At 43.3% G+C, this 12,500-nt stretch carries 9 protein-coding genes; 1 reads left to right on the top strand and 8 read right to left on the bottom strand.

Features of this window, described 5'->3' with window-relative positions; all coding sequences use genetic code 11:
* Positions 1-148 precede the first annotated feature (148 nt).
* The 3 genes from ACTRWI_RS07275 to ACTRWI_RS07265 all read right to left on the bottom strand — a co-directional run bounded on the left by ACTRWI_RS07275 (position 149) and on the right by ACTRWI_RS07265 (position 5,030).
* Complete coding sequence (locus tag ACTRWI_RS07275; RefSeq protein ID WP_499130151.1) at positions 149-1,711, bottom strand: SpoVR family protein; 1,563 nt, start codon at positions 1,709-1,711, stop codon at positions 149-151.
* Between the two features lie 11 nt (positions 1,712-1,722).
* Positions 1,723-2,994, bottom strand: coding sequence for a YeaH/YhbH family protein (locus ACTRWI_RS07270; RefSeq protein WP_499130149.1), 1,272 nt, complete (start codon positions 2,992-2,994; stop codon positions 1,723-1,725).
* A 101-nt stretch (positions 2,995-3,095) separates the two neighbouring features.
* Positions 3,096-5,030 (bottom strand): PrkA family serine protein kinase, encoded by a 1,935-nt coding sequence (locus ACTRWI_RS07265; RefSeq protein ID WP_499130147.1) that lies wholly within the window; start codon positions 5,028-5,030, stop codon positions 3,096-3,098.
* 348 nt (positions 5,031-5,378) lie between these two features.
* Between ACTRWI_RS07265 and ACTRWI_RS07260 the strand changes: the two genes are divergently transcribed.
* Entirely contained in the window at positions 5,379-6,134 is a 756-nt protein-coding gene (locus tag ACTRWI_RS07260) for a MipA/OmpV family protein (RefSeq protein ID WP_499130145.1), read from the top strand.
* Between the two features lie 143 nt (positions 6,135-6,277).
* Here ACTRWI_RS07260 and ACTRWI_RS07255 read toward each other — a convergent pair whose 3' ends face one another.
* From ACTRWI_RS07255 to pflB, 5 genes are all read right to left on the bottom strand, one after another.
* On the bottom strand, positions 6,278-6,847 hold the full coding sequence (locus tag ACTRWI_RS07255) for an outer membrane beta-barrel protein (protein WP_499130143.1): 570 nt from the start codon (positions 6,845-6,847) through the stop codon (positions 6,278-6,280).
* Between the two features lie 393 nt (positions 6,848-7,240).
* The gene (locus ACTRWI_RS07250) at positions 7,241-7,741 is read right to left on the bottom strand and encodes a YfbU family protein (RefSeq protein WP_499130142.1); all 501 of its coding nucleotides are present in this window, start codon (positions 7,739-7,741) and stop codon (positions 7,241-7,243) included.
* Positions 7,742-7,962: 221 nt separating this feature from the next.
* Positions 7,963-8,703: a pyruvate formate lyase 1-activating protein gene (gene pflA, locus ACTRWI_RS07245; protein ID WP_499130140.1), complete on the bottom strand. Its 741-nt coding sequence runs from the start codon at positions 8,701-8,703 to the stop codon at positions 7,963-7,965.
* 163 nt (positions 8,704-8,866) lie between these two features.
* Positions 8,867-9,868: a lipid A deacylase LpxR family protein gene (locus ACTRWI_RS07240; protein ID WP_499130138.1), complete on the bottom strand. Its 1,002-nt coding sequence runs from the start codon at positions 9,866-9,868 to the stop codon at positions 8,867-8,869.
* A gap of 200 nt (positions 9,869-10,068) precedes the next feature.
* A complete protein-coding gene (pflB, locus tag ACTRWI_RS07235; RefSeq protein ID WP_499130137.1) occupies positions 10,069-12,345 on the bottom strand; it encodes a formate C-acetyltransferase in 2,277 nt (758 codons plus the stop codon).
* Between the last annotated feature and the right edge of the window lie 155 nt (positions 12,346-12,500).

Below are 12,500 nucleotides of genomic sequence, written 5' to 3'. Positions count from 1 at the left end.
TTCAAGAGGCAAGAGCTAAAAGAAGCTTAAAAGGAAAGCGCATAAGACGACTTATGCGCTTTTTTGTTGCTCCACTTCCGAGCGGGTGACCACTATGTTGTAGGGGGAGCGGAGTCTTATACTCATCACCTATTAACAGCGATGGGTATTAGATTTTTGCTCCGTAATCATTGCGTTTCGGGCAAGTAGTCAGAATTTCTCGATGACCTGTGTCTTTGACCTCTTCTAAAATCACATCAAAGCCCCATAAGCGATATAAGTGCTTCATCACTTCGTCGTAACCTTTATCAAGAGGGATGCGGTCATGAGGGATATATTGGAGTGTCATTGAACGATCGCCGCGTACATCTACATTGAACACCTGAATGTTGGGTTCAAGGTTGCTGAGATTGTATTGCGCGGCGAGCTTTTCACGGATCAGGCGGTAGCCCGGGTCATCATGAATTGCGCTCACTTCAATGGTGTTTTTTCGATCGTCATCGAGCACGGCAAACAACTTAAAGTCTCGAATGATTTTTGGAGAAAGATACTGGCTGATAAAGCTTTCATCTTTGAAGTTGTGCATCGCAAAGTGGACCGATTCTAGCCAATCTGACCCAGCCAATTCAGGGAACCACTCTCTGTCTTCATCGGTCGGCTCTTCACAGATACGACGGATGTCTCTAAACATCGCAAAGCCAAGCGCGTATGGGTTTATGCCACTGAAATAAGGGCTGTTGTAGGCGGGTTGTGCGACCACGCTAGTGTGGCTGTGTAGGAATTCTAAGATGAACTTATCACTCACCAAGCCTTCATCGTAGAGATGGTTAAGAATGGTGTAGTGCCAGAAGGTTGCCCAGCCCTCATTCATTACCTGAGTCTGTTTCTGAGGGTAGAAGTACTGGCTGACTTTACGAACAATACGTACACATTCACGCTGCCATGGTTCCAGTAGAGGCGCATTCTTCTCTATAAAGTAAAGAATGTTCTCTTGTGGCTCGCTTGGGAAACGTACTTTTTGCTCTTCCTCTTTATCGCGGTTTTGTGGCACAGTGCGCCACAGTTCGTTAACTTGAGATTGCAGGTAAGCCTCACGCTCTTCTTGGCGAGCGGTTTCCTCCGCGATGGAGATCTTCTCTGGGCGCTTATATCTGTCAACGCCGTAATTCATTAGCGCATGGCAAGAATCGAGCAGTTGTTCGACTTCTGAAACGCCGTATTTCTCCTCACAATCATTGATGTACTTCTTAGCAAACAACAAGTAGTCGATGATTGAACTTGCATCTGTCCACGTTTGGAATAGGTAGTTCCCTTTAAAGAAAGAGTTATGGCCGTAACAGGCGTGCGCTATTACTAGCGCTTGCATCGTCACGGTATTCTCTTCCATTAGGTAGGCGATACAAGGGGCCGAGTTGATTACGATTTCATACGCTAGCCCCATTTGACCATGCTTGTAATTTTGTTCTGTTTGAATGAACTTCTTACCAAATGACCAGTGGTTGTAATTAATAGGCATACCGATACTCGAGTACGCATCCATCATCTGTTCAGAAGTGATCACTTCTATTTGGTTAGGGTAAGTGTCTAGTCGGTAATGCTGCGCCACACGCTTAATTTCCACGTGGTATCGCTCTAAGAGGTTGAACGTCCAATCTGGACCATCAGGCAGCATCTTGTCGTTGTTTTTTTGTGCAGCTTTGTCTTTCTCTGCAACGTTTGATTTCGCTGTCATGGTAAGCCCCCTTACGCTGTCTCTTTCTGGAACAGTTCTCTAAACACAGGGAAAATATCATCCACTGTTTTGATGTTTTTCATGGCGAAGTTGTCGAAGCTCGCTTCTAACTTGTCATACTCATGCCAGAGCGTTTGGTGTGAGCGACGCGTGATTTCGATGTACGAGTAGTATTGGCAAGTTGGCAGAAGCGTGTTGACCAGTAACTCTTTACAGCGTGGTGAGTCATCTGCCCAGTTATCACCATCAGAAGCTTGCGCTGCATAGATGTTCCACTCATTAGCCGGGTAACGGTCAGCAACAATTTCTTTCATCAGCTTCAAGGCGCTCGATACAATGGTGCCACCGGTCTCTTGCGAGTAGAAAAACTCATGCTCGTCGACTTCTTTGGCTTGAGTATGGTGACGAATAAACACCACATCGACATTTTCGTAGGTGCGATTAAGGAATAGATACAGCAGTACATAGAAACGTTTTGCGATGTCTTTAGTGGCTTGGTCCATTGAGCCAGATACATCCATCAAGCAGAACATCACTGCTTGGCTAGATGGAATAGGGCGTTTCTCGTAGTTTTTGTAACGTAAATCGAAGGTATCGATGAACGGCACGCTATCGATCTTTTTACGTAGCTCGGCAATCTCTTCCTTGATTCGAGCTTCTTCAAACGGTTGAGCAGGCTCGGTCATTTGAACTTGATCGAGCTGGTCCATTAGCGTTTTCAAATCGCGTTTTCGGCCTGCTGTCATTGCGGTTCGACGAGCAAGTGACTGTTGCAGTGAACGAACAATCGCGATGTTGGATGGAATACCTGCGCTTTGGTAACCAGAGCGGTGGGTTTTCCATTCAGTGATCTTGTTGACCTGATTTTTTTCTAGATTAGGTAGAGCGAGATCTTCAAAAAGAATATCAAGGTATTCGTCTTTTGATATTTGGAAAGTAAACTCATCTTGACCTTCGCCATCGGGGCTTGCATCCCCTTGGCCTGAGCCACCACCTTGACCGCCACCTTTCGGACGCTCGATTTTGTCGCCAGTGATAAATTGGTCATTACCAGGATGCACGCGCTCTCTCACGCCACCTTGGCCTTGGTGAAAGCTTGGTTCTTTTATGTCTTTGTGAGGAATAGTGACGTCCTCACCAGTTTCAGTGTTGGTGATTGAGCGTCGGTTGACTGCATCGGCCACAGATTCTTTGATTTGCTCTTTATGGCGTCGTAAGAAGCGCTGTCTGTTTACAGCACTCTTGTTCTTGCCATTGAGCCTCCGATCGATAAATTGTGCCATAAGAACTCCCTCTCAGCTGATGTCACGATCCTACTTTTGCACGGGTATAAGAGTTATTGTTTGGTATGAGCTGCCCATTTGAGCAGCTCTATACCGTTTAGTTATGAGGATTTACGAACTCTTAGATACCACTCAGATAGCAGGCGCACTTGTTTCTCGGTGTAGCCTTTTTCCATCATACGAGCAACGAAGTCGTCGTGCTTTTTCTGATCATCTGTTGAGGTCTTTGCGTTGAACGAGATAACAGGAAGTAGCTCTTCTGTGTTGGAGAACATTTTCTTCTCAATCACAGTGCGCAATTTCTCGTAGCTGGTCCAAACTGGGTTTTGACCGTTATTGTTTGCCTTAGCACGAAGCACAAAGTTCACAATCTCATTTCGGAAGTCTTTAGGGTTACTGATACCGGCTGTTTTTTCAATTTTCTCTAGCTCGCCATTTAGAGAAGCACGGTCAAATAGCTGGCCTGTTTCTGGATCGCGGTATTCTTGGTCTTGAATCCAGAAGTCTGCGTAGGTTACATAACGGTCGAAGATATTCTGACCATACTCAGAGTAAGACTCCAGGTATGCGGTTTGAATTTCTTTGCCGATAAACTCTACGTAGCGTGGCACTAGATATCCTTTCAAGAATTCAAGGTACTTTTCGGCATTTTCTTGAGGGAATTGTTCACGTTCAATTTGTTGTTCAATGACGTAGAACAGGTGAACTGGGTTTGCGGCCACTTCGGCTTGGTCGAAGTTGAACACGCGAGATAAGATCTTAAAGGCGAAACGAGTCGATAGACCAGACATACCTTCATCTACACCTGCGTAGTCGCGGTACTCTTGATAACTCTTCGCTTTTGGATCGGTGTCTTTAAGGGTTTCACCATCGTAAACGCGCATTTTCGAGAACAGAGACGAGTTCTCAGGCTCTTTCAGTCTCGATAGGATACTGAATTGGGATAGCAGGTCGAGTGTGCTTGGTGAACATGGTGCGTTCGACAGTTCACTGTGCTCAAGCAGTTTTTTGTAGATCTTAACTTCTTCAGAAACGCGCAGACAGTAAGGTACTTTTACAATGTAAACACGGTCTAGGAAGGCTTCATTGTTCTTATTGTTGCGGAATGTCTGCCACTCGGATTCGTTTGAGTGAGCTAGAATCATGCCGTCGAATGGCAGCGCAGAAAGCCCTTCAGTACCGTTGAAGTTACCTTCTTGAGTTGCTGTTAGTAGAGGGTGAAGTACCTTAATCGGTGCTTTGAACATCTCTACGAATTCCATCAGGCCTTGGTTAGCTTTACATAGCGCACCAGAGTAGCTGTAGGCATCTGGGTCATCTTGAGAGAAGTGCTCTAATTTACGGATATCTACTTTACCAACTAGAGAAGAGATATCTTGGTTGTTTTCATCACCAGGCTCTGTCTTCGCGATCGCAACTTGGTCGAGGATAGAAGGGCGTAGCTTGATGACTTTGAATTTAGAAATGTCGCCGCCGAAATCATGCAGGCGTTTTGCAGCCCATGGAGACATAATCGAACGAAGATAGCGTTTTTCGATGCCATACTCGTTTTTCAATAAGTCACCATCTTCATTGACGTCAAATAGACAGAATGGATGGTCATTTACTGGGCTTCGTTCACCGTCAGCAGAAAGTACGTAAATAGGTAGCTTTTGCATCAGAGCTTTTAGTTTTTCAGCAAGCGATGATTTACCGCCGCCCACAGGACCCAGTAAGTAGAGGATCTGTTTGCGTTCTTCTAGGCCTTGCGCAGCATGTTTTAGGTAAGAAACAATCTGTTCAATCGCATCTTCCATACCGTAAAAATCTTCGAATTCACGGTAACGAGATATAACTCGGTTTGAGAAAATACGACTTAGTTGAGGGTCTTGCGCGGTGTCAATAACCTCAGGTTCGCCAATAGCCAGAAGTAAGCGCTCCGCGGCGTTGGCGTAAGCTCTTTTGTCGTCTTTACACAGCGCCAAGAACTCTTGTAGTGTCAGCTCTTCTTCCTTGGCTGCTTCATAACGTGATTGATAGTGGTCAAATATACTCATAGTCACATTCCCCTTGTTAACCAGTCAAAACTGACGAGCGATTGAAAAATAGGCTCTCCCTACATTTTAAGGTTAGACCTGCTTCCACAATTTTGCTTAACAATTATGTGTTTATTTACAATTTTTCACGAAAAAAATTTTGAGATAGCAATGAATAACTGGAGATAAATCGGATTGAAGTTTCTTGTATTAGAGGTTTGCTAGTCATTTTTGGTGATTTGGGTGGAAATTAGATTCTTGTTGTGAATTATTGCTCATTAAACCGATTGTTTATTGTTATTATTTTTGTTAATAGCGGTGTTGTACAATGTACTATCTTGTTAAACTTGCTCATTATTCGGAAAACATGTGAAAAGTCATTGGCTCAAAGTCATCGCTATCGCTACTACAACATTGGGGACGACAGCTGCCCATGCGCAAATATCACAGTGGTCCTTAGGGGTTGCAGCCTCTTACTCTCCTGCTGTCTATAGAGATACGCCGTCAAATCGTGCGGTTATTCCAATGATAGGTTATGAAGGTGAGTACTTTTTTATGCGTGGCTTTAGTGCTGGTTATCGTTTATTACCAGCAGGCTCACCACAAAATGTTGTATTACGAGCTGTTTATGACCCAAGAACCTTGAAGCCCAGTGACTCTAGCAACGTTGATATCCAGAACCTAGATGAGCGCAAAGCTTCAGTACTAGGCGGGATAAGCTATCAGTTGATTACTCTTGTTGGAATGTTTGAAGCGACAGCTGGTTCAGACATTGGCTTTCAACACAATGGGCTTTATGCAGAGGCAGCATGGCGTTTACCTATTCGCCGTAGTGGTTGGGCGATTACGCCTTCAATTGGTTATGCTTATAATGGTGAACGTTTAAATAATCACTTATACGGTGTGAGTTCAGCAGAAGCTGCAAAAACGAATTTAAACAAATTTGATGCTGGTTGGGATGGCCAGTACTTTATTAGTCTGGGTGGTTATCTACATGTAACGCCAAGTATCCAACTTACGGGGGGTGTTCGTTACACTAACCTAGAGGGCGATATCGAGAACAGTCCAATCTTAGATAGCGGCATTAATATGGCGGCAAACGTTGGTGTTGCTTACGTTTTCTAGTTAAAAAGAAGAAAACACAAAAGGGTTACTCATGATGAGTTGCCCTTTTATTTGTGTGAGGTACAGCGCGGTTAAGGTTAAGATACCAAAAATTTTAATTACGATAACTTGTTCAACGACAGTAAAACTTTTTACTTAATACCTTAGAAAGTGAATCCAGCTTGTAGGCCAAGAGTCCCCTCATTGATTAGGCTTAGGCCACCTGATTTGTAGTCGTAGAAATCGAAACCAACACGAGCCATGAATTTCGAGTTACCGAACATTGGTTGTATAGATTTAAACTCAGCACCGATGCCGTAAGTTGCCCCCCATTCGCTATCTGAGTACTTGCTAGTCACTGAACCATCTCTATCGGTTCTCGTTGATTTAGAATTGAAGTTAGAGTACGCAAGACCAACCTTACCGTAGATAGCAAAAGACTGATCGAAGCTATATTTATATACTGGGGCTAAAGACATTTTGAAGTGTTTGAAATTGTCTTTGTATTTAGTTAGGTCACCGTGTATGTCCTGCAAAACCATTTTACTATCGGAATCAATGTAATTCATTGTTGATTCAAGATGAAAATTGGTATCAAGAATCTGTGAGCCAGCAGTGAATTGTAGACCTCCGTCATCTTTGTTAATGCCAACGCCCCCAAGTACGTACATGTCGTTAGCTGCGAAAGATGAAGCCGATAGAATAGCTAGTGATACAAGGATGAATTTTCTCATTTTTATCGCTCTGGTTAATAATTTCTGTGAGTATTCTAGCGACATCTTTAGAGTAAAATACACGGTTCAAATGAGTGTGATGATTTTTAATTTGTATTAAAAGCCTCGATATAGAATTAATAAAGATGAATGACCTTATGCTTACAAGTTATTGGTTTACGCTCATTAGTTAATGGACTATATCAGAGAAATTAATGGTAAACGGCTCGATGTTTAATATCTTATCTGCATGTTTCATTACCATTTTCTGTGGGCAAAGTTCACTTCATATCCACGTTGCTAAATAGTTTCCGTTTTCTCTCTTTATGTATAGGCAGTAAAAAAGGGTTACTCGTGATGAGCAACCCTTTCCTGAAACTTTTTAAGCCAAGCTGAGGCTTATCTTTTTATGCATTAAGCACTAAAGATTTGAGATAGCTCTGTCGCACATAGGTGGTACTGACGAGGGCAGTTGCGCCATGTTGTTAGCATGCGACGGTATTTGTTTAGCATTGGCATTTGACTATTGAAGTGGTGATCCGCTTTATCGAATTGAGGGTAAAGGCCTTCAGAGTCAACAAGGAAACGTACGTAGTGTACGATTTTTACTTCAGATGCAATGTCGAAACCTAAGAACTGTAGGCGACGCTGATCAACCTCTTTACGCTCATCTTCTTCAAGCATTTTGTTCGACTCTTGCATTGCGTGGTACATCTCCATGATGTCGATAATTTCGCGACATTCTACTTCAGTCAAACAACCAAACTCTTTGTTAAGCTCACGCATTTGGAGTTCATAGCCACGCTCTACAATCGTTTGTAAACGTTGGTATTTAGCAGAGTTCTCAGGTTCTATTTGAGACATTAGGTAGTATTGATTTGATAGAATTAGACGCTGAGCATTGGTCATTTCCATGGGAGAAGCCTCACTAAAAAACTAAATGTTGTATTCTTTTTTTGAAGTAAGAGTAACAGCATTCCTACGAGTGGAAACATGATCTCAACACGGATTTAATATGATTTTTTTAATTGATAAACAAAAGCTGTAAAGAAAAGTGAAAGGAATGTCTAGCCAACAAAAGAAAATGCCCCAATCGAAATTGAGGCGTTTGAAACAGGCGTTGAATACTGTTGGGATTAATATTTTACGTTAGAGTGATATTGGCTCAGAACAGCAACAATTTCATCCATTGTCTCTTTAATTGGCGGGTTTACGCCTTCAAGAGGGTAGTCCAAACCAAGAGCTTCCCATTTATGCGCGCCCAGTTTGTGGTAAGGAAGTAGCTCTACTTTTTCGATGTTATCCATGTCTTTAATGAACTCACCAAGTAGGTGTGCATCTTCTGGTGTGTCTGTGTATCCAGGAACAATCACGTAACGGATCCAAGTCGTTTTACCAATCTTATTAAGGTAACGGGCAAAATCGAGAGTACGCTTGTTAGATACACCAATGAAATCATGGTGAATTTCATCACGCATGTGTTTCAGATCTAGCATCACAAGATCAGCGGCGTCTAATACTTCATCAACCACTTTTGTGTGCTTACGAATATAGCCATTGGTATCGAGGCAAGTATGGATACCTTCAGCTTTAGCAGCTAGAAAGAAGTCACGGACAAACTCAGGCTGTAGCATTGCTTCACCACCAGAGCAGGTGATGCCACCGCCAGAAGCTTTCATGAAGTGACGGTAAGATTTCGCCTCGTTGATGATTTCTTCTACAGTGACTTCTTTGCCATCATGAAGGTCCCATGTATCGCGGTTGTGGCAGTACATACAACGCATTAAGCAGCCTTGAAGAAATACAATAAAGCGGATACCAGGGCCATCGACAGTACCACAAGATTCGTATGAGTGAATGCGACCAGTTGTAGACATGAGCTATTCTCGTAGAGGAATTTATGCCCTTTATTTTATTACAAAAACGGTACATAAAATAGGGTCAAATCCTAACGAGACCTTTAAAAACAAAGGCAATCACCACTGAAGATGATTGCCTTTACCACACTTGAAAAGTAAATGTGAAAGCTTGAATGATTCGCTAGAAGAACGCGAACATCGTAATGCCACCGGTGGTGTAGATAGACTCTTTCGCTTCTTTGTAATCTGGCGTTTTTGCGGTTAGCGCGAAGGAGGCACCAACGTATTGATTGTACCAAGCCACACCCATTACAGCTGTCGCTTGAACGTTCTCTAGAGTCACATCGTAGATAGCTGGACTTTCATTATTTTTATTTGCGTATTCATCAACACCATAGCGATCCCCTTCAATGGTTAAGTCATTGAAACGGTAGCGACCTTCGAGGCCTGCATAAGTAAACCAACCGCTGTTCGATGCGCCGATCATACCTGGTCTAAATGGATTTTCGCTCGTGATATTAGCCGCACCAAGGTTACCACCTAGGTCAGTACCCCAACGGAACATAAATCCTGTTGAAATATCACTTCTAAAGTTACCCACGTTAATTTCTGAAACGTTAGAAATCTCGAAATCAGTATTCGCTAACGCTTGATTACGCATGAGATTGAAGTGGCTTAGGTAACCAACGCTGCCTGCCCACTCATCATCAACTTGGTATTCCCAACCCAGAGGCTCATCTGATTTAGTGATTGAGTGAACCAGTTTTTGAGCATCTTCAGAAAGCGCTCGTTCACCGGTGGTACCAAAAGTGATGTTAAAACGCTGAGCTTGTTGTGGGCTCAAACTGATGTAGTTGAATTCTGAATGCAAGTAACCTGCGTATGGGCGGTCATTCGCTGATGGCGTTTCTACTTCGATATCAGAAGGGGTGTACATTTTGTGGCCAAGGGTGATTTCCCATTTATCTAAAGAGCTTGCGCCCCAGTAAGAAAGACTCAAGGGTTTTACCCAATCGTATGGCGTAATGCTTGATGATGTGTAACCCAGAAACAGTCCGTTGGTATAGTCTTGGTCAACGCCAAAAACGCCATCATTGTCTAGTGCGAAAGTGACCGTAGAGCGTTCAGACGCCAAAGATGAAAAAGAGAGAAGAATCAGGGGTAAACAACGAAGGTATTTCATGGAGCAGTTACTCTTAAATTATGAACCGCGATATTACCGTAATTTGTACGGATTTGTAGAAAAAAGTGAACGGAAAAGGCCTTTTTGGTTCAATCGAACATTTTGGGAGAATGTTGAAGATACTGGAATTAGTATCAGATATAAAAAAGCCCCGCACATTGGCGAGGCTAATTGTTATTTACTGTGTATCGTGCATGAGCTTATAGAGATTCAGTAAATGTACGTGCGATTACGTCAGCTTGTTGTTCTGCAGTTAGAGAGTTAAAGCGAACAGCGTAACCAGATACACGGATTGTTAGCTGAGGATATTTCTCAGGGTGCTTAACTGCGTCTTCTAGAGTGTCGCGGTTAAGAACGTTCACGTTAAGGTGTTGACCACCTTCAATGCCAGCTTCGTGGTGGAAGTAACCATCCATTAGGCCTGCAAGGTTCGCTTTCTGACCTTCAGCATCTTTACCAAGAGCGTTAGGTACGATAGAGAACGTGTACGAAATACCATCTTGTGCATCAGCAAACGGTAGTTTACCTACAGACGTTAGTGACGCTACAGCACCTTTCTCATCACGACCGTGCATTGGGTTAGCACCAGGAGCGAAAGGAGCACCAGCACGACGACCGTCTGGAGTGTTACCTGTTTTCTTACCGTATACAACGTTAGATGTAATAGTAAGAACCGACTGTGTAGGGATAGAGTTACGGTAAGTCTTAAGCTTACGGATCTTGTTCATGAACGTAGAAACTAGTTCACAAGCGATATCATCTACACGAGCGTCGTTGTTACCGTATTTAGGGTAATCGCCTTCGATTTCGAAATCGATTGCAATGCCGTCTTCGTCACGGATTGGCTTAACTTTAGCAAACTTAATTGCAGACAGAGAGTCAGCCGCAACAGATAGGCCAGCGATACCACAAGCTATAGTACGACGAACGTCACGGTCGTGAAGAGCCATTAGAGACGCTTCGTAGCTGTACTTGTCGTGCATATAGTGGATGCTGTTTAGTGCAGTCACGTATTGCTTAGCTAGCCAGTCCATGAATGTGTCTAGGCGACCCATTACGTCATCGTAGTTAAGAACTTCGTCAGTGATCTTGTCAGAAACAGGACCTACTTGAAGTTTAAGCTTCTCATCTACACCGCCGTTGATTGCGTAAAGCATTGTTTTCGCGAGGTTAGCACGAGCACCGAAGAACTGCATTTGCTTACCAACGATCATTGGAGATACACAACAAGCGATAGCGTAATCATCAGACTCTAGGTCAGGGCGCATTAGGTCATCATTTTCGTACTGGATAGAAGAAGTATCGATAGATACCTTCGCACAGAAACGCTTGAAGCCGTCAGGTAGTTGCTCTGACCAAAGAACAGTGATGTTTGGCTCTGGAGAAGGCCCCATTGTGTATAGAGAGTTTAGGAAACGGAAATTAGTACGTGTAACAAGTGTACGACCGTCAATACCCATACCACCCATAGACTCAGTAGCCCAGATTGGGTCACCAGAGAATAGCTCATCGTACTCAGGAGTACGTAGGAAACGAACCATACGTAGCTTCATTACGAAGTGATCGATCATCTCTTGAGCTTCAACTTCAGTGATCTTGCCTGCAGCGATATCACGCTCGATGAAGATGTCTAGGAAAGTCGAAGTACGACCTAGAGACATTGCAGCACCGTTTTGAGACTTAACAGCCGCTAGGTAACCGAAGTAAGTCCACTGGATAGCTTCTTGAGCAGTTTGAGCTGGCTTAGAGATATCGAAGCCGTATTTAGCAGCCATCTCTTTGATTTGACCTAGAGCGCGGTGTTGCTCAGAGATCTCTTCACGAAGTTGCATTGTTTCTGCTAGGTTTTCGCCGCTTTCGAATTGCTCTTGAAGAGAAGCAAATTGAGCTTGCTTGTCTTTCATTAGGAAGTCGATACCGTATAGAGCTACACGACGGTAGTCACCGATGATACGACCACGGCCGTAAGCATCTGGAAGACCAGTTAGAACACCAGACTTACGACATTTTAGGATGTCAGGTGTGTAGATATCGAAAACACCCGCGTTGTGTGTTTTACGGTATTCAGAGTAGATTTTAGAAACAGCTGGATCCAGAGTTTCACCGTATGCTTTACAAGAACCCTCAACCATACGAATACCACCGTTAGGGATGATCGCACGCTTAAGGGGTTTCTCTGTTTGAAGACCAACGATAGTTTCTAGATCTTTTTCGATGTAACCCGCATCATGAGAAGTGATGGTAGAGATAACAGAAGTATCGAAATCTACAGGTGCTTTAGTTGCGTTTTCCTGTTTGATACCTTCCATTACCGAAGCCCAAAGCTTGTTAGTAGCCTCAGTACCTTCAGAAACTAGGAAAGACTCGTCGCCTTCATACGGCGCGTAGTTCTTTTGAATGAAATCACGAACGTTTACTTCGCTTTGCCACTCACCTGCAGCAAAATCTTCCCAAGCTTTAGCAAATTGCTCTGCCATGACATACCTACCTTTTTAGTAGAAAAAACACGTACATTAACACTGTTGAGCCAGCGCCCCTCGTAAGGGTAGTACACTCTATTAATAACAATATATATGAGCATATGTGCTTCATATGGTTATATATATTGTCACTACTTTTTATATGTTGTCTT

The sequence above is a fragment of the Pseudoalteromonas sp. G5_S1_14_S5 genome, assembly GCF_054968605.1.
The sequence above is the reverse complement of the archived record's forward strand: the minus strand, read 5'-3'. Positions and strand labels throughout refer to the sequence as shown.

Bases quoted from the DNA above. Each gene is read 5' to 3' on its own strand.
- ACTRWI_RS07250 (WP_499130142.1), bottom strand. From the start codon at position 7,741: ATGGAAATGACCAATGCTCAGCGTCTAATTCTATCAAATCAATACTAC.
- ACTRWI_RS07240 (WP_499130138.1), bottom strand. From the start codon at position 9,868: ATGAAATACCTTCGTTGTTTACCCCTGATTCTTCTCTCTTTTTCATCT.
- ACTRWI_RS07270 (WP_499130149.1), bottom strand. From the start codon at position 2,994: ATGGCACAATTTATCGATCGGAGGCTCAATGGCAAGAACAAGAGTGCT.
- ACTRWI_RS07265 (WP_499130147.1), bottom strand. From the start codon at position 5,030: ATGAGTATATTTGACCACTATCAATCACGTTATGAAGCAGCCAAGGAA.
- pflA (WP_499130140.1), bottom strand. From the start codon at position 8,703: ATGTCTACAACTGGTCGCATTCACTCATACGAATCTTGTGGTACTGTC.
- ACTRWI_RS07255 (WP_499130143.1), bottom strand. From the start codon at position 6,847: ATGAGAAAATTCATCCTTGTATCACTAGCTATTCTATCGGCTTCATCT.
- ACTRWI_RS07275 (WP_499130151.1), bottom strand. From the start codon at position 1,711: ATGACAGCGAAATCAAACGTTGCAGAGAAAGACAAAGCTGCACAAAAA.
- pflB (WP_499130137.1), bottom strand. From the start codon at position 12,345: ATGGCAGAGCAATTTGCTAAAGCTTGGGAAGATTTTGCTGCAGGTGAG.